Genomic DNA, 15,994 nt, shown 5'->3' on the forward strand with positions numbered 1-15,994 from the left:
TTAAATAAATAATAACTTCCATAGCATCAGAATTGGTGCCATTTGGAGCGTGCAAATATACAAAAATTTATAATACCATTTTTGGGGTAAGATGTTGTTTCTGTGAAACAAATAGAAAAATACCTTGAAAATGAATGTGAAACAAAAAAAACTGAGATAATATACAAATGCTTCATTTCTGTCGATCGGGAAATAATAATGCGCTATGCACAAAATAATCAGCAGAATAGAAAAGATGAAATAAAATTTGGTTGACGTAAAATAAAAAATGCTCCACTTTTTCCCGTCACCAATAGATTGGTAAAAAAGATATCCGAGTACAGCTCTTGTGATATAAAAAAGAGATACAATAATTACGGTGTAGCCAATTTTATTCAGTTGGTATCCAAATGGCTGAATGTCTGCAATATATTTCGGAACAAAAGGAATGTACTGCGAAACCAAGACACTCATGCAAAGTGCCGTTACTATAGAGGTAATGATCCAGCTCGGGAGATTATTGCTTGCATCATAATATTTCTGAAGCAGAAAGTCTTTGAGATTTGCATCACGTTCCACCACATTCATCATAAAAATGTATAGAAAGATACATACAATAAGGGTGAAAACAACCCAATCATTATTTTCGGGTATTCTTACGTGGTTCACAAAATTATGGATTGATGGCAAGAGAATATTTTTTTGCAAAATTATAGATTATTTTGTATAAAATAAAAAGGTTAAATAAACTATCTTTGCAAACTGAAATGAAAAAACTGGTCATCATTCCGACTTACAACGAAAAAGAAAATATTACCAATATTATTTCTGCAGTTTTTGCGTTGAATGAAGACTTTCATATTTTAGTGGTTGATGATTCTTCGCCTGATAAAACAGCGGATATCGTAAAAGATCTTCAGACAAAGTTTCCTCATCACCTGCATCTTTCTGTGAGACACGTGAAAGACGGATTGGGAAAAGCTTACATTCATGGATTCAAATGGGCACTTCAGAATCAGTATGATTATATATTTGAAATGGATGCTGATTTTTCACATGATCCGAAAGATCTTCCCAGACTTTTTGAAGCTTGTAAAAATGCAGATATGGCGGTCGGATCTCGCTATTCTAAAGGAGTAAATGTAGTCAACTGGCCAATGGGAAGAGTTTTGCTTTCTTATTTCGCTTCAAAATACGTAAGGTTTATTTTGGGGCTTCCGATTCACGATACAACAGCGGGTTTCGTTTGTTTTTCAAGAAAGGTGCTGGAAGAAATAGGATTGGATAATGTGAAATTAAAAGGATATGGTTTTCAGATTGAAATGAAATTCAGAACTTTCAAAAAAGGATTTAAAATTGTAGAAGTTCCTATTATTTTTACCAACAGAATTTTAGGCGAAAGTAAAATGAATGGCGGAATTATTCATGAAGCCGTTTTCGGAGTTTTAAACTTAAAGTGGAAATCTTTAATCAACAGGTTGTAAAATCAGAATTGTTCACAAACTATTATAATTGAGATACAATTTCTTTAATACAAATATATATATGAAAAAGCTTATAGGATTTTTTACTTTTCTGTTGGTTTTTTCCTGTACGGAATATATAGATAAGCCCAAAAATCTTATTGATCAGGATAAGATGGCAGAGATTATTGCAGAAATGGCTATCAACGATCAGATAGTTTTTCTTTATCCGGACAAAAATCTGGAAAGCGGAACGAGATATATTCTTAAATCTTATAATATTAAAGCAGATGACTTTGTTGAAAGCTATAAATATTATGTTATTAAACAAAAGATGAAAGGCATCGTAGAAGATGCTCAGGAAATTCTTAAAGAAAAAGATCCAAAAGCTGTAGAGAAAGTAAAGAAAGAATCTGAACAGGTCATTAAGGATGTTCCCAGGCTTGAGCGCAGATAATTTTTCACCATCATTGAGAAATACGGATCGTATTAAATGTTATATAATGAATTTTTTTAATATAGAAAAAACCTCAGAAGGGAAAGCAAGAGCGGGTGTTTTGTCTACTGATCACGGAAATATTCAGACTCCTATCTTTATGCCGGTAGGAACAGTTGCAAGTGTAAAGACGGTGCATCAGAGAGAGATTAAAGAAGATATAAAGGCGCAGATTATCCTTGGAAATACCTATCATCTATATCTTCGTCCGGGAATGGAAGTCATGCAGGAAGCCGGAGGTTTGCACAAATTTATGAATTGGGATCTTCCCATTCTTACAGATTCAGGAGGTTTTCAGGTGTTTTCGCTTTCAGGAAGCAGAAAAATGTCTGAAGAAGGTGTGAAATTCAAATCTCATATCGACGGAAGCTATCATTTATTTACTCCGGAGAAGTCTATGGAAATTCAGAGACAGATCGGAGCAGACATATTTATGGCATTTGACGAGTGTGTTGCCTATCCGTGTGATTACAATCAGGTAAAATTATCAATGGAGATGACGCACCGCTGGCTGAAAAGATGTATTGACTGGAACGAAAAAAATCCTGAGCTTTATGGTTATAAACAACGGTTTTTTCCGATTGTTCAGGGTTCTACATATTCAGATTTAAGAAAAATTTCGGCAGAAGTAATTGCCGAAGCCGGTGCTGAAGGAAATGCAATTGGCGGTCTTTCCGTTGGGGAGCCGGAAGAAGAAATGTACAGAATCACGGATGAGGTTACGGATATTTTGCCTAAAGAAAAACCTAGATATCTGATGGGAGTAGGAACACCGTGGAATATTCTGGAATCTATCGGTCTCGGAATTGATATGATGGATTGCGTGATGCCAACCAGAAATGCAAGAAACGGGATGCTTTTTACATGGCAGGGTGTCATCAATATGAAAAATGAAAAATGGAAGAAAGATTTTTCGCCATTGGATGAGTTTGGGACAAGTTTTGTAGATCAGGAATATTCAAAAGCCTACGTAAGGCATTTATTTGTATCTAAAGAATACCTTGCAAAGCAGATTGCTTCTATTCATAACCTTGCATTTTATCTTGATTTGGTAAAAGTGGCGAGAGAGCATATCTTAGCAGGAGATTTTTATCAATGGAAAGATTCTGTAGTTCCTGTATTGAGACAAAGACTTTAAACATTATTTATGCTTAAAATAATAGACGGATATATCGTTAAAAAATACCTCGGAACCTTCGGGTTTATGTTGGTATTGCTGTCTATTGTCGTTTTGGTAATTGATGTACAGCAAAAAATTCCGCGAATAGAAAGAGCTACAGAAATAGATCCAAAGCTGGATGTTAGTTATTTTTTGGTTAATTTCTATCCGTTCTGGATTATAAACCTTGTTGTTACATTTTTGGCAATTCTTGTTTTTATTTCGGTTATTTATTTTACGTCAAGAATGGCAAATAATACCGAAATTGTTGCCATAATAAGCAGCGGTGCAAGCTTTCACAGATTTGCCAGACCATACCTGTTGACTTCATTGTTCATTGCGGTTGTCTCATTGGCAATCAATCATTTTGTGTTACCGTGGGCGAATATCAAGAAAAATCAACTGGAAGCCTATACTTACAACACCGCAAATAAAGAAAAAATTCTTGGTACAGCTGCTGTTTCTGCTCAGCTGAGCAAAATGGAGTATATTTTTGTCAATTCCTGGAACAAAAGAGAAAAAAGAGGGTATGGCTTTCTTTATCAGAAATTTGATAAAAACAGAAAGCTGATTTACGAGCTAAAGTCTACCGATGTTTTCTGGGAGCAGGAGAAAAAGAATTTTGTACTCAACAGTTATCTGGAAAAGACCATTAATAAAGACGATTCCGAGAAATTGGGGCAAGGTTTTGAGATAAGAAAAAATTTCGGACAGGATCCTGAAGAATTATTTCCAAATGAGCTTTTAGGGCAGAATAAGACTACTCCGGAACTTATTAAATTCATCGAAAGGGAAAAAGAAAAAGGAAACAGCAATCTCAACTCTCACCTGAACGAGTTTCACCAGCGTACTTCAATGCCGGTTTCTATTATCATATTAACGTTTCTTGCGCTTTCGCTTTCTTCACAAAAGAAAAGGGGAGGTTTGGGAATCAATCTGGCTATAGGTATTTCTCTGGCTTTCGTTTTTGTATTTTCTTTTGAAGCCTTAAAGGTGGTTTCAGAAAACAAAAGTATGTCTCCGGTACTGGCAATGTGGTTTCCAAATATCGTATTTTTTCCGGTTACTTTGTTTTTGTATCTGAAGAGGGCTAATCAGTAAAGAAGCTTGATCTCTTTCAGATAGAAAGCCTGCAGTCCTGTTTCCAGTTCAATGCAGATTTTTCCGTTTTTTTCTGCACTTCTTATGATGCCATTTTGTTTTGATCCTCCTATTTCAAAAACAGAAATTTGATCTTTACGGAACAGATGGTAGTTCAGATGAATCATAATTTCGTCTTCCGAAGGAATATTTTTTAATTTTTCAATGAAATATTTATGGAAGTTTTCAATGAAGTTTTTCAGATTAAATTTTTGTCCGGTCTGGGTTAAAATGGATCCGGCATTAGATATTTTATCGAAGTTTTCCTGTAAGATATTAATTCCGATTCCGGTAATGAAATAAGCCGTTTGGCTAATATTCTTTTTTTCAATCAAAATCCCGGCAATTTTCTTTTTGTTTAAAATAATATCATTGGGCCATTTAATCTGTACCTGTTTTCCTGTCAGGTTGGCAATATAAGTCTGTACGCAAATTGCGGTATAATAATTGAACAGAAAGTCGGAGTGATGAAAAGCTGATTTTTTTACTGCTAATGTGTAAGCCAGATTCTTTTCCGAAGACGAAACCCATTGTTTGCCGTATTGTCCTCTGCCGTTTGTCTGACAGAAAGTGTAAAGGGCTTTAAAATCTGAAGTATTATAAAGTAAAATACCGCTTATTTCGTCATTAGTAGAAGAACATTCATTTACATAAAAAAGGTCATCCATTTAAGAAAACTTTAAGACTTTAAACGGCTAAAAATAAGGCTAAAGTGAAAGAAAAACAATAAATTTGCAGATTATATATATATTAATGAGTAAAACAGCAGAAAAGCAGGCACTAATAGATAAAATTATCGAGGCTATCCAAGATGTGAAAGGAGAAGATATCATGATTTTTGACCTTACCAATATCGAAAATTCAGTAGCAGAAACATTCATTATCTGCAGCGGAAATTCAAATACACAGGTTTCGGCATTAGCGGGAAATGTTGAGAAGAAAGTAAGAAACGAACTTCACGACAGACCTTGGCATGTAGAAGGTACGGAAAATGCTATGTGGGTTTTGGTAGATTATGTTTCGGTGGTAGTACATATTTTTCAGAAGCAGACCAGAGAATATTATGATATTGAAGAACTTTGGGGTGATGCTAAAATCACAAGAATTGAAAACGCAATATAAATTTTAAAAGTAATAAATGAATAATAAAGGATTTAACTGGTTTTTCCCAATAATGATTATAGCTCTTTTGCTATTTTTTGTTGCTAATTCGTTTGGTGACAGCGGTGCAAAATCTATGGACGAAGATACATTCTTCAGAACAATGCAGGCGGGAAAGATTCAGAAAGTTTTAATAGACAAACAGGCGCAGAAGGCTGATGTATATTTAACGAAAGAAGCAAAAACAGAAACTGTACAGGCTAATAAAGACAAAGCACCTGCTGCATTCCCTTCTTTCGGGATGTCACCAAAGCCAGACTATACATTGAAGTATGGAGACTTACAGTTGTTTCTCTCAAAGTTTGAAACGCTGAAATCTGAAAATCCAGCTATAAAAACAACCAAAGATTATGCAGAAGGTGAAAGCCCGCTGATGGGATTTCTTATTCAGGCATTAGTATGGATCGGTATTTTGGGGCTTTTTTATTTCATCCTTTTCAGAAAAATGGGAAGTGGCGGTGGTCCCGGTGGACAGATTTTCTCAATCGGTAAATCTAAGGCTAAACTTTTTGATGAAAAAGAAAGAATTCAGGTGACATTCAAAGATGTTGCAGGTTTAGAAGGAGCAAAAGAAGAAGTACAGGAAGTTGTAGATTTTCTTAAAAATTCTGAAAAATATACAAAACTGGGAGGCAAGATTCCTAAAGGAGTACTCTTGGTTGGTCCTCCGGGAACGGGTAAAACATTATTGGCAAAAGCAGTAGCTGGTGAAGCGAAGGTTCCTTTCTTCTCGCTTTCAGGTTCAGATTTTGTGGAGATGTTTGTTGGTGTAGGAGCTTCCAGAGTAAGAGATCTATTCGCTCAGGCAAAAGCCAAGTCTCCGGCAATTATTTTCATTGATGAGATTGATGCCATCGGAAGAGCAAGAGGAAAAAATAACTTCTCGGGCGGAAATGATGAAAGAGAAAACACTCTGAATCAGCTTTTAACAGAAATGGATGGTTTCGGAACAGATACCAATGTAATTGTAATGGCAGCAACCAACAGAGCAGATATTTTAGATAAGGCTTTGATGAGAGCCGGTCGTTTTGACCGTTCGATTTATGTGGATTTGCCGGAACTTCATGAAAGAAGACAAATTTTCGATGTTCATTTGAGCAAGATTAAAATGGATGATACTGTAGACAGAGAGTTTTTAGCTAAACAGACGCCTGGTTTCAGTGGTGCAGACATAGCAAATGTTTGTAACGAAGCTGCTCTTATTGCAGCAAGAAACAATCATGAAGCTGTTACTAAACAGGATTTCCTTGATGCGGTTGACAGAATTATCGGTGGTCTTGAGAAAAAGAATAAAGCAATCAAGCCTTCGGAAAAGAAAAGAGTGGCTTATCACGAAGCGGGACATGCAACAATTTCTTGGTTGGTAGAACATGCTTCTCCGCTATTGAAAGTAACAATTGTTCCGAGAGGGCGTTCTTTAGGAGCGGCTTGGTATCTTCCGGAAGAAAGGCAGTTAACTACCACAGAACAAATGCTGGACGAAATGTGTGCAACATTGGGCGGAAGAGCTGCAGAGCAGGTGATATTCAACAATATTTCCACAGGTGCGCTTTCTGACCTTGAAAGTGTAACGAAAAGAGCTCAGGCTATGGTGACCATTTATGGTTTGAGTCCAAATATCGGAAACATATCCTACTATGACAGTTCAGGACAATCTGAATATTCTTTCGGGAAACCTTATTCTGAAGAAACAGCGAAGAAAATTGATGTTGAGATCAAAGGAATTATTGAAAATCAATACGATAGAGCAGTTCAGATTTTAACAGAAAATAAAGATAAGCTTGATGCTTTGGCAAGTAAGCTTTTGGAAAAAGAAGTTATTTTCCGTGAGGATCTTGAAGAGATTTTCGGAAAAAGAGCGTGGGATCCTGAATTAACAGAAAAGCCGGTTACCAATACAATTCCGGAAAACAGACTGGAGCCAAATAATGACGAAGGCAATATAGCAGAAGGTGAAATTAAGGCACCGGAAAGCCCTACACAGATTTAAAAAACTGGTTAATATTGTACAGAATTCCCGATAAATAAATATTTGTCGGGAATTTTTTGTTTTTAAGTCATATTATTGGATTCTTTAAGATTATATTTTCTATTTTTGTACTAAGTTGACTAAAAATATACTAAGTTGAGTTTATTTAAAAGAATTGTAAGCAAACTTACCAATCAGCCTGAAGATGAGGAGAAGCAAAGCCTGGAAAAACTTGGAGATTCGCTGAAAAACGCCGATCTTGATTACAAGTTTGCACAGTTGTTTACTCATTCGGGTGGGTTTTTCAACTACTGTGCAGATGAGGCCGAAGCATTGCAGACTTTGAACCAGATTATTAAAATTGAGGGAATCAGCTCAATGTTTTGTTGTGATAAGGATTTACAGGGTTTTCTGAATGTTTTGAAAACAAACTATAATGCAGAGCTTCAGCAGTCGAATGATGCAGCATTTATTACGTGTGAGTATTTAATTGCTTATGACGGAAGGATTATGCTTTCTCATAATAACATTTTGCACTACCATTCTTCCAGGCTTCCCGGTAAGATTATCATTATGGCAAATGTTTCCCAGATTGTAAATAATCTGAATGATGCAATGGGCAAAATAAAGCGCACCGGGAATATTAAAAATCTTACATCAATCAGCGGAAATCATTCTAAACTGGATGCAGCTGCCAATAACAATACGAAGCTTTTTTTACTTCTATTGGAAGACTAACAAGCAGATTAAATTTTAAATTTTGGACAAAAATCTTATTCAGAGAACACTTTCGGGGCTTGTTTATGTAGCAGTAATTTTTCTTTGTACAACTCCGTTCGGAGCGCAGCTTCTGGATGGAATTGTAAAGCAGCAGTATCTGTTTTATGGCTTGATGAGTTTCTTTTTGCTCGCAGGAACTTGGGAATGCATCAGGATCATGCAGTTTGGTAAAGGATACGAAAAATGGATTGTTTTTCCGATTGTATTATTCATCTTTTACACTTTTTCCAAAAGATTTTTCCATCATGATTTTTACTTTAATTTCAGGTTATACGAAATTCTTGCGTTATCATTGGTTTTAATCGCTGTCGTTACTTTATTTAAATTTTCAAGTGAATTGTATTTTGACAGCGGAAAACTCATTTTTACCGTTATTTATGTAGGATTGCCGTTTTCATTAGCTTTGGGTCTGCCTAAATTTTCAAATTTTGATGATACTTTTACTCTGGAAGTATTTTTTCTTTTTCTCCTGATATGGAGCAGCGATACTTTTGCGTATTTAACAGGAAAATTTTTTGGAAAACATAAAATGGCACCTAAAATTTCACCTAAAAAAACGTGGGAAGGTTATGCAGGTGGAGTAGTTCTAACTTTAGTGCTGTCTTACTTTGTGGAATTGTATCAGCCACAGCTCCGCGGGAACTGGATGGCCGTAGGTTTTCTGATTGCAGCATTTGCGCCTTTGGGAGATCTTGTGGAAAGCCAGCTGAAGAGAAATTTCGGGGTGAAAGACAGCGGAAATATTATTCCGGGACACGGGGGAATTTTAGACAGGCTTGATAGTTTTATCATTTGCGTTCCTGTCGTATATTTGTACTTTATTTTAGAAAAATTTATTTAATCGTAAAAGATCATCATCGACTTATAAAAATCTACACATGAAACTACATAAGGAATCAAAAGGAACAATTGCAGTTGCAACCATACTCTTTGCCATCATTGCAGCAGTCTCTATCTATTATCTGGAAATGTTTTCCTTGTTGATTATTGTGCCTTTGCTGGTAGTTTACAGTCTGGTTTTCTGGTTTTTCAGAGTTCCTAACCGGGATATTCTGGATCATGTTGAAAACGTAATTGCCCCAGTGGACGGAAAAGTCGTTATGATTAAAGAAGTAGAAGAATCAGAATTTTTAAACGAAAAAGCAATTCAGGTTTCTATTTTTATGTCACCTCTTAATGTCCATATTTGCAGATTTCCGGTTTCTGGAAAAGTTATTTATAAAAAATATCATCCGGGAAAATATTTGGTGGCATGGCACGAAAAATCTTCTACAGAAAACGAAAGAACAACGGTTGCCGTAGAGAGTTTAACCAATCATAAGGTCGTTTTCAGACAAATTGCAGGATATGTTGCCAGAAGAATTGTATTTTACTGTAATGAAGGAGATAATGCAAAGGCAGGACACGAATTCGGGTTCATCAAATTCGGGTCAAGAATGGATATATTTTTACCTTTAGATACAGAAATCATCTGCAAGATTGGGGATAAGACTAAAGGCGGAATTGATGTGATTGCTAAAATGAGAGATTGATTTTATAAAAGATACATTTGAAAAAGCCTTGTCAAAACTTCAAACTTTGACAAGGCTTTTTTTGTATAATATCGCACTCTTTCTATTTTTCCGAAAACTTCTTGCAGGGATGGAATGACTTTTCGGATGTTTCCGAAAACCTCTTGCAGGGGTGCGACAAGCTTTCGGACGTTCCCGAAAGTCTGTTGCACGGGTGCAGGAGCCTCTGCGGAAGAGTGTTTTATGAGTTGCTGTCCTGCGACCGGCTTTTCCAGAATTCTACCTGCTCTTTCAGCTCTTTGATGCGTTCTTCGTATTGCTCAATCAGTTTTTCCGATGTATTGATTGTGGCATAATTCTGTGCTATGGCGATCTCATTATCATTTTGATTAACTGTAATATTATCACCACTCAGAAAATCGAGTACGCTGGTCTGCAGTGCCTGTGCAATGCTTTCTACCTGCTGAAAATCGGGCTTGCTTTTATCGTTCTCAAAATTGGAGTAGGTCTTTTGCGAAACCTGCAGCAGATCGGCAAGGTATTCCTGCGTAAAGTTTTTGCTGATTCTCGCTTTTTTCAGTTTTTCCCCTAATGTCATAGCACCATGTATTTTTTTCAAAAGTACATAAATTTTCTTTTAGTAAAATAATACGGAAACCAGTAATTTTCTTCCGTTTGTTTTTTAGATTTTTGTCACAGAGTAATAAAATTATTATATATTTAAACCTTTAAAAACTACAAAGCATGAAGAAAAAATTATTTCTCAGGCTCTGCCTGATGCTCTTAGTCGGTGTCTCGGCATTCTCCTGCCGCACCGAAGAATTTCACAACGAAGAAGAAGCGCACGGCAACACGGGCTTGCTACTGACTTCCAAAAGAATTTCCCTAAGCGAAGCTAAACACAGAACCCAGCTTGTACCTGAGCTTCAAAAAGCAGAGATTGGGATTAAAGCCTTTGCACAGAAAAATGCAAAAAGTAAAATTAATTACGCCAACGGAGTATCTATTGATACCGATCAGGTAACGTACATTGAGAACGGTCCCAACTTTCACACCTACACTTTTCATCTTAGCCGTCAAAACGCTTTGCCTACAGATCCTGTAGAAAATCTTGTGCTGTTTCCCACTACAGACGGAACCTACAAAGAGCTTCTGGTAAGCTATGCTCTTAGCGTAACGGAAAAAGAGACCCTTAAAAATGGTGGTTTTGTTGATACAAAAGGAAAAATGAGCATTACGGAATTAGCCTCTGGGACTTACAATCCGTTATCAAAAGGGATGACCGCCTGCGGATGGCAGGAAGAAAACACCTTTGTAACGGTATGCAGTGAAAACCAGCACGGGATGTGGAATACGGAATCGTGGGGAAGCTGTAGTGCAGACCGTAAACCGGGTTGGCATACGACAATGGTGTATAAATGTGATTTTATTTATACCGGGAATGAGACGGGTGGTACCGGCTGGTGGGCAGGTCCGGGAGGCGGAACAGACAACGGAGGTGGAGAGCCTTGCCCTACCTGTCCTACCGATCCTACACAGCAGCCCTGCAACGGGAATGGAGTATCAACAGGTTTAATAGACCCCAATACCAATATTGGTGAAGGAGGTTGTGCGGGGATTCCTACGGTGATAGAGGTGCCTTTATTTAGTTCGTGTGGAAAAATTAAAGGAGTTACAGATAATTCTTTTTTTAAAGATAATGTTACAGATCTTCAGAGTAAAACTTGGGAGAATCGTGAGTGGGGATATACATTAGGGAATCCTGTACAGGGAACTTCGCAAACCGGTGTACAAAATCAGCTTCTCGAAAGCAAGTTTGGATCTAAGTCTGTAAAGTTTACTTTTCACTACAGTACATTTGCATTTATGCATACCCATTATAAAGGAATTTATCCTATCTTTTCTCCGGGAGATGTGATTGAATTTAACAACTGGCTTATCTGGGCAAAAAACTGGAATGCAAACCCAGCAAATGCCAATAAGCAAATAGATTTAAGCAAACTTAGCTATACTGTAGTAACGGATGACGGAAATTATATGATGACCTTCGACGGTACAGATATTGTTCCTTTTCCAAATTACACTAAACAAGATATTGAGAATTTAAATGTTGAGTATCAAAAAAATTTAGCTTCTAGCTACACAGTAGGTGCTTCGGGACCAATATACAATATGGACAAGCTGGAATTAGAATTTATGAAGTTTTTGCGAGATAAACTCAATATGACAGGCTTGAAGCTTTATAAAATTGAGAGTGATGCCAATTATGAGCTCTATCTTCAAAACGGAAGCAGAAAAAAAGTAAAATGCAGATAATTAAAAAACAACAATGAAAAATAAATTAATAATTTTAGTAATGTCTTTAGTGGCTCAATTATTCCTTTCACAGGAATATCCATTAAATACGACTCCCAGCGATGTACCTAATAATGCATATATAAAAGATATGTTCGGAGAATTAGATAAATATGTAGGATTGTGGAAAGGAAACTGGAATGGAAAAATTGTTTATATAGAATTCAAAAAAGTCAAATTTTACAATTCAATAACAGGGGCAACACATACTTATTATTCAGATGATATTTTTGGAGAAAGAAAAATCATTAGTTCTAATGGTATTATAGAAGTAGATAGAATAAGTAATTTTGGTATTGACGGTGCGGAATTTCGTGGAATTTTTAAAAGCTTAAAGTACCCTGGAAAAGAGACAATAAGCTTTTTTCCAAAAAATATGTGTGGAAAAACAGCAACTATACACATAACGAGCTTTACCACAAATCAAATGACCTTACATTTAGAATATGACCCAAGCTTTTGGAAAGAAGATTGTATTCATAATGCCTACGTTGATCAATATGACGATTGGCCGATAAATTTTCCTAAAGATATTGTTTTGACAAAGCAGTAAAGTGTGAAAAATATCTTAATTATATTCGTTTTAAGTTTTATTAGCTGTAAAGCATAGCAGCAAATTTTACCACTAGAAACACGGAGAATTCCTATCGAAGGAGCATATTATAAAGATCTAAATAATGAGTTAGCTCTTTACATAGGAACTTGGAAAGGAACTTTTGAAAATAAGACTTTTACCATCACGTTTACAAAATATAAGGACCTTGGTGGATTATAAAACTTTTATAAAGACCGCTTAGCAGGAAAGTATACGATGCTTGACAGTAATGGAAATATCTTGTACTCTACCTATAATCTGCTGATGAAGATGCTAAAGTCAGCAGTTTAGGTTTTGTTGAAAATACTAATCATACAAAACTGAGATTTCAGTTTTCAGATTTATGTATTGATGGTGAGATTCATATCAGCTTCAACAATATACAGAAAACGCAGATTTACTGGAAGTATTTTACGTATCAGGAGTTTGTTACTGATGATTCCGGGTGTGCTCCTTACAACGAAATGCCAAGAGGTGAGTTTGTGTTGACAAAACAGTAGAAAATGCACAACCTATGCAAAAAAATATCTTCTATATAGTTTGTATCTTTTTAATTAGTTGTAATTCTAATAAGAAAATCTTAGAATCCAATTTTTACGAAGAAAATAAAAATATCAATTTATATTGCTTTGTAGGTGAGAGAGTATCTGTAGAATATTTTGATCCTAATGTCAATTATAAAAAAAAGGTTAAAGATCCTACATCGGGTGACTCAATTATTGTAACCGAATATTATATGGATGAAGCTTTTTTATGCAAATATATTGTTCGTCAAAATGTATTTAATAAAATAGATCATGATACAATTCATTTTGAGGCTTACGACCATTATGGAACTCCTGAATTCAAAAACTATAAATATGCTCTACTTTATTTGTCGAAAAATGATAAGGGTGAGTTTATTCATATGAAATATCAATTTGATGCCATAAAAAATACCAAAAAGGCTTCAAAGGAAGAAATGGAAAAAGTATTAAAAGATTATTTTTAGATAAAAAGAAAACTTATTTAAAGAAAGAGAGACATCTTTTTTAGAAATTAATAACCTTTACAATAAATCTGCTAAAATCTATGGTATTCCTGTCAATCAGCAGTTTGATATTAGTATTTTGTTAAGTAAAAGAAATGCTTAAATGAGATAAAAGAACAAATCCTCCCGAAAATTTCAGGAGGATTTGTCTTAACGTGTATGCTTTTTTACTTCCTCAACAATATTCAAAATCAGCTCCACAGGCAAATCGGCATTTTCATCAATTAAAAGGATTTTAAACTTTTTTCTTCCTTCACTGATGAGTTCAGGATAGTCCAGCCGATCACCGTGATAAAAACTGATATAATGTTTTTTGTGCTTTTTGCTGAAATAAAAATAACAGAGCATCTTCTTTTTATACTTGAAAAAAGGAAGACCAAAGCTGAATGTCTCGGTAATGTTGTCAGGATCAGATTCCAGAATTTTCTTTCTTAAAAACAAAAGAATACTTCTTTCAGGTTCACTGATTTTGTAGAAGTATTCTTGTATAAGGTTCATTTAAACGTAAAGAAATTGATTAATCGAAATTCTGAAGTTCCACCAATTTATGGTAAACGCCTTTTTGAGCCATTAGCTCTTGATGACTTCCCTGTTCCACGATGTCGCCTTTTTCCATTACGACAATCCAGTCAGCTTTCTGAATGGTTGAAAGGCGATGGGCAATAACCAGTGACGTACGGTTTTCCATCATTTTTTCCAGGGCATCCTGCACAAATTTTTCAGATTCTGTATCCAAAGCAGAAGTTGCTTCATCCAAAATCATAATCGGTGGATTTTTAAGAACAGCTCTTGCGATAGAAACCCTTTGCTTCTGTCCGCCGGAAAGCTTCCCGCCATCATCTCCGATATTGGTTTCGTAACCATTAGGAAGCTGTGAGATAAAAGTATCCGCATTCGCAATTTTAGCAGCAGCAATCACTTCATCTCTTGTAGCCTCGGGTTTTCCCATCAGAATATTGTTGTACACCGTATCGTTGAATAAAACAGATTCCTGAGTAACCATACCTAAAAGCTTTCTGTATTCTTTAAGCTTCAAATGTTTGATGTCGGTCTCATCAATCAGAATCTGACCTTCTGAAACATCATAAAATCTTGCAAGAAGATTGGCAATAGTTGTTTTTCCGCTTCCGCTTTGTCCCACAAGAGCAACTGTTTTTCCTTTAGGAATTGTAAGATTAAAGTTCTTTAAAATTAAATTAGATTTATCATAGTAGAACCCGATATTTTTAAACTCAATATGGTTATTCAGTGTAGAAATAGAAACAGGTTCGGCGATTTCTTCAATCTTTACATCAGCTTCCAGAATTTCCAATACTCTTTTGAGTGAAGCTTCGCCTTTCTGTACATTAGAAATAGATGAAGATAATGTTTTTACAGGAGGTAAAATCTGGAAGAAAATTCCTAAAAAAACAAGGAAATCTGCTGGAGAAATACTTTGATCTACAATAATTTGTTTTCCTCCGTACCACGCAATAATCAGGAAGGTTACAGAACCCAGAAACTCGCTCATAGGAGAGGCTAATTCTTTCTTTCTTCCTAATCTTATAGAACTGTTGATCCACTTCTGCATTGAACCCATAAACCTGGTATTCATTATCTTTTCTGCACTGAAAATTTTTATCACCTTTGATGATTTTAAAGTTTCATCTACAATAGAAAATATGGTTCCCATTTCGTGTTGAGCTTCATGCGAATCTTTTTTCAGGCTTTTACCAATCAAAGCAATTAAAGTTCCCATTACCGGTAAAACCAAAAGAGAAAAAAGTGTCATTTCGGGACTTAACCAAAATAAAGTTATCAGCGTACTTATCAGCATAAAAGGAGCATTAATAAGTTCCACTAAGCTTCCTAGTATATTACCTTCTACGTCGCCAACGTCATTTGACATTCTAGACATCATGTCGCCTTTTCTGCTGTCGGTGAAGAAAGAAACAGGAAGAGACAAAACTTTCCTATACATTTCGCCACGAAGATCTTTAGTAACTCCTACACGATAATTAATCAAAAGAAAAGATCCCAAATATCTGAATACATTTCTCAGAAAAAACATAAATGCAGTAACGATGCAAAGCCATGCCAGAACTTTAAGAGATCCGTAATCTGCTACTAAAGTCTGGATGTAGTAGTTGGAATAGTCTTTCAGATATGAAAATAAATCCAGAACATTACCTGAATAAACAGGAGCAGAGTCGTACTTTTCTGGTTTTATGGTGCCAAACAGCATCCCTAAAACTGGCAGAATTGTACCTAAAGATGCAATCTGAAATACCGAATACAAGAGATTGAAGAACAAACTTCCGTAGATGTATTTTTGATGAGGTTTTGCGAATTTTAATATTTTTCTATATTCGTTCAT

Annotated in this window: 17 protein-coding genes; 12 read left to right on the forward strand and 5 right to left on the reverse strand. The window is 35.7% G+C overall.

What is annotated here, in order from left to right; genetic code table 11:
* Positions 1 to 669 carry a DUF4271 domain-containing protein gene (locus FNE73_RS02615; RefSeq protein WP_143883224.1) on the reverse strand — a complete coding sequence of 223 codons (669 nt, stop codon included), beginning with the start codon at positions 667 to 669 and terminating at the stop codon, positions 1 to 3.
* A gap of 77 nt (positions 670 to 746) precedes the next feature.
* Between FNE73_RS02615 and FNE73_RS02620 the strand changes: the two genes are divergently transcribed.
* From FNE73_RS02620 to FNE73_RS02635, 4 genes are all read left to right on the forward strand, one after another.
* Entirely contained in the window at positions 747 to 1,463 is a 717-nt protein-coding gene (locus FNE73_RS02620; protein ID WP_143883225.1) for a polyprenol monophosphomannose synthase, read from the forward strand.
* A gap of 61 nt (positions 1,464 to 1,524) precedes the next feature.
* Positions 1,525 to 1,899: a DUF4296 domain-containing protein gene (locus tag FNE73_RS02625; RefSeq protein ID WP_143883226.1), complete on the forward strand. Its 375-nt coding sequence runs from the start codon at positions 1,525 to 1,527 to the stop codon at positions 1,897 to 1,899.
* A 46-nt stretch (positions 1,900 to 1,945) separates the two neighbouring features.
* Positions 1,946 to 3,076, forward strand: coding sequence for a tRNA guanosine(34) transglycosylase Tgt (gene tgt, locus FNE73_RS02630; RefSeq protein ID WP_143883227.1), 1,131 nt, complete (start codon positions 1,946 to 1,948; stop codon positions 3,074 to 3,076).
* A 9-nt stretch (positions 3,077 to 3,085) separates the two neighbouring features.
* On the forward strand, positions 3,086 to 4,198 hold the full coding sequence (locus FNE73_RS02635) for an LptF/LptG family permease (RefSeq protein ID WP_143883228.1): 1,113 nt from the start codon (positions 3,086 to 3,088) through the stop codon (positions 4,196 to 4,198).
* On the opposite strand, the gene FNE73_RS02640 is transcribed toward FNE73_RS02635, so the two are convergent.
* Entirely contained in the window at positions 4,192 to 4,905 is a 714-nt protein-coding gene (locus FNE73_RS02640; protein WP_143883229.1) for a biotin--[acetyl-CoA-carboxylase] ligase, read from the reverse strand. The genes FNE73_RS02635 and FNE73_RS02640 overlap by 7 nt on opposite strands.
* 85 nt (positions 4,906 to 4,990) lie before the next feature.
* Between FNE73_RS02640 and rsfS the strand changes: the two genes are divergently transcribed.
* The 5 genes from rsfS (at position 4,991) to FNE73_RS02665 (ending at position 9,679) form a co-directional block, all read left to right on the forward strand.
* Entirely contained in the window at positions 4,991 to 5,359 is a 369-nt protein-coding gene (gene rsfS, locus FNE73_RS02645; protein ID WP_143883230.1) for a ribosome silencing factor, read from the forward strand.
* Positions 5,360 to 5,375: 16 nt separating this feature from the next.
* Complete coding sequence (gene ftsH / locus FNE73_RS02650; protein WP_143883231.1) at positions 5,376 to 7,388, forward strand: ATP-dependent zinc metalloprotease FtsH; 2,013 nt, start codon at positions 5,376 to 5,378, stop codon at positions 7,386 to 7,388.
* Between the two features lie 135 nt (positions 7,389 to 7,523).
* Positions 7,524 to 8,105 (forward strand): LUD domain-containing protein, encoded by a 582-nt coding sequence (locus FNE73_RS02655; RefSeq protein ID WP_143883232.1) that lies wholly within the window; start codon positions 7,524 to 7,526, stop codon positions 8,103 to 8,105.
* Positions 8,106 to 8,127: 22 nt separating this feature from the next.
* On the forward strand, positions 8,128 to 8,988 hold the full coding sequence (locus FNE73_RS02660; protein WP_143883233.1) for a phosphatidate cytidylyltransferase: 861 nt from the start codon (positions 8,128 to 8,130) through the stop codon (positions 8,986 to 8,988).
* 37 nt (positions 8,989 to 9,025) lie between these two features.
* A complete protein-coding gene (locus FNE73_RS02665) occupies positions 9,026 to 9,679 on the forward strand; it encodes a phosphatidylserine decarboxylase family protein (RefSeq protein ID WP_089741683.1) in 654 nt (217 codons plus the stop codon).
* A 220-nt stretch (positions 9,680 to 9,899) separates the two neighbouring features.
* On the opposite strand, the gene FNE73_RS02670 is transcribed toward FNE73_RS02665, so the two are convergent.
* Complete coding sequence (locus tag FNE73_RS02670) at positions 9,900 to 10,277, reverse strand: helix-turn-helix domain-containing protein (RefSeq protein WP_228429846.1); 378 nt, start codon at positions 10,275 to 10,277, stop codon at positions 9,900 to 9,902.
* 125 nt (positions 10,278 to 10,402) lie between these two features.
* Here FNE73_RS02670 and FNE73_RS02675 point away from each other — a divergent pair, with 125 nt between their 5' ends.
* The 3 genes from FNE73_RS02675 to FNE73_RS02685 all read left to right on the forward strand — a co-directional run bounded on the left by FNE73_RS02675 (position 10,403) and on the right by FNE73_RS02685 (position 13,599).
* A complete protein-coding gene (locus tag FNE73_RS02675) occupies positions 10,403 to 11,974 on the forward strand; it encodes a hypothetical protein (RefSeq protein ID WP_143883234.1) in 1,572 nt (523 codons plus the stop codon).
* 13 nt (positions 11,975 to 11,987) lie between these two features.
* Complete coding sequence (locus tag FNE73_RS02680) at positions 11,988 to 12,566, forward strand: DUF6705 family protein (protein WP_143883235.1); 579 nt, start codon at positions 11,988 to 11,990, stop codon at positions 12,564 to 12,566.
* A 556-nt stretch (positions 12,567 to 13,122) separates the two neighbouring features.
* The gene (locus tag FNE73_RS02685) at positions 13,123 to 13,599 is read left to right on the forward strand and encodes a hypothetical protein (RefSeq protein ID WP_143883236.1); all 477 of its coding nucleotides are present in this window, start codon (positions 13,123 to 13,125) and stop codon (positions 13,597 to 13,599) included.
* A 189-nt stretch (positions 13,600 to 13,788) separates the two neighbouring features.
* On the opposite strand, the gene FNE73_RS02690 is transcribed toward FNE73_RS02685, so the two are convergent.
* Positions 13,789 to 14,136 (reverse strand): DUF1801 domain-containing protein, encoded by a 348-nt coding sequence (locus FNE73_RS02690; protein WP_143883237.1) that lies wholly within the window; start codon positions 14,134 to 14,136, stop codon positions 13,789 to 13,791.
* 19 nt (positions 14,137 to 14,155) lie between these two features.
* A complete protein-coding gene (locus tag FNE73_RS02695) occupies positions 14,156 to 15,994 on the reverse strand; it encodes an ABC transporter ATP-binding protein (protein ID WP_143883238.1) in 1,839 nt (612 codons plus the stop codon).

It is taken from the genome of Chryseobacterium binzhouense (genome assembly GCF_007474545.1).
Taxonomy (GTDB): Bacteria; Bacteroidota; Bacteroidia; order Flavobacteriales; family Weeksellaceae; genus Chryseobacterium; species Chryseobacterium binzhouense.

What these genes read in the sequence shown, in the direction of transcription:
- FNE73_RS02620 (WP_143883225.1), top strand. Translation starts at nt 747, where the DNA reads ATGAAAAAACTGGTCATCATTCCGACTTACAACGAAAAAGAAAATATT.
- FNE73_RS02625 (WP_143883226.1), top strand. Translation starts at nt 1,525, where the DNA reads ATGAAAAAGCTTATAGGATTTTTTACTTTTCTGTTGGTTTTTTCCTGT.
- tgt (WP_143883227.1), top strand. Translation starts at nt 1,946, where the DNA reads ATGAATTTTTTTAATATAGAAAAAACCTCAGAAGGGAAAGCAAGAGCG.
- FNE73_RS02635 (WP_143883228.1), top strand. Translation starts at nt 3,086, where the DNA reads ATGCTTAAAATAATAGACGGATATATCGTTAAAAAATACCTCGGAACC.
- FNE73_RS02640 (WP_143883229.1), bottom strand. Translation starts at nt 4,905, where the DNA reads ATGGATGACCTTTTTTATGTAAATGAATGTTCTTCTACTAATGACGAA.
- rsfS (WP_143883230.1), top strand. Translation starts at nt 4,991, where the DNA reads ATGAGTAAAACAGCAGAAAAGCAGGCACTAATAGATAAAATTATCGAG.
- ftsH (WP_143883231.1), top strand. Translation starts at nt 5,376, where the DNA reads ATGAATAATAAAGGATTTAACTGGTTTTTCCCAATAATGATTATAGCT.
- FNE73_RS02665 (WP_089741683.1), top strand. Translation starts at nt 9,026, where the DNA reads ATGAAACTACATAAGGAATCAAAAGGAACAATTGCAGTTGCAACCATA.
- FNE73_RS02675 (WP_143883234.1), top strand. Translation starts at nt 10,403, where the DNA reads ATGAAGAAAAAATTATTTCTCAGGCTCTGCCTGATGCTCTTAGTCGGT.
- FNE73_RS02680 (WP_143883235.1), top strand. Translation starts at nt 11,988, where the DNA reads ATGAAAAATAAATTAATAATTTTAGTAATGTCTTTAGTGGCTCAATTA.
- FNE73_RS02685 (WP_143883236.1), top strand. Translation starts at nt 13,123, where the DNA reads ATGCAAAAAAATATCTTCTATATAGTTTGTATCTTTTTAATTAGTTGT.
- FNE73_RS02690 (WP_143883237.1), bottom strand. Translation starts at nt 14,136, where the DNA reads ATGAACCTTATACAAGAATACTTCTACAAAATCAGTGAACCTGAAAGA.
- FNE73_RS02695 (WP_143883238.1), bottom strand. Translation starts at nt 15,994, where the DNA reads ATGAACGAATATAGAAAAATATTAAAATTCGCAAAACCTCATCAAAAA.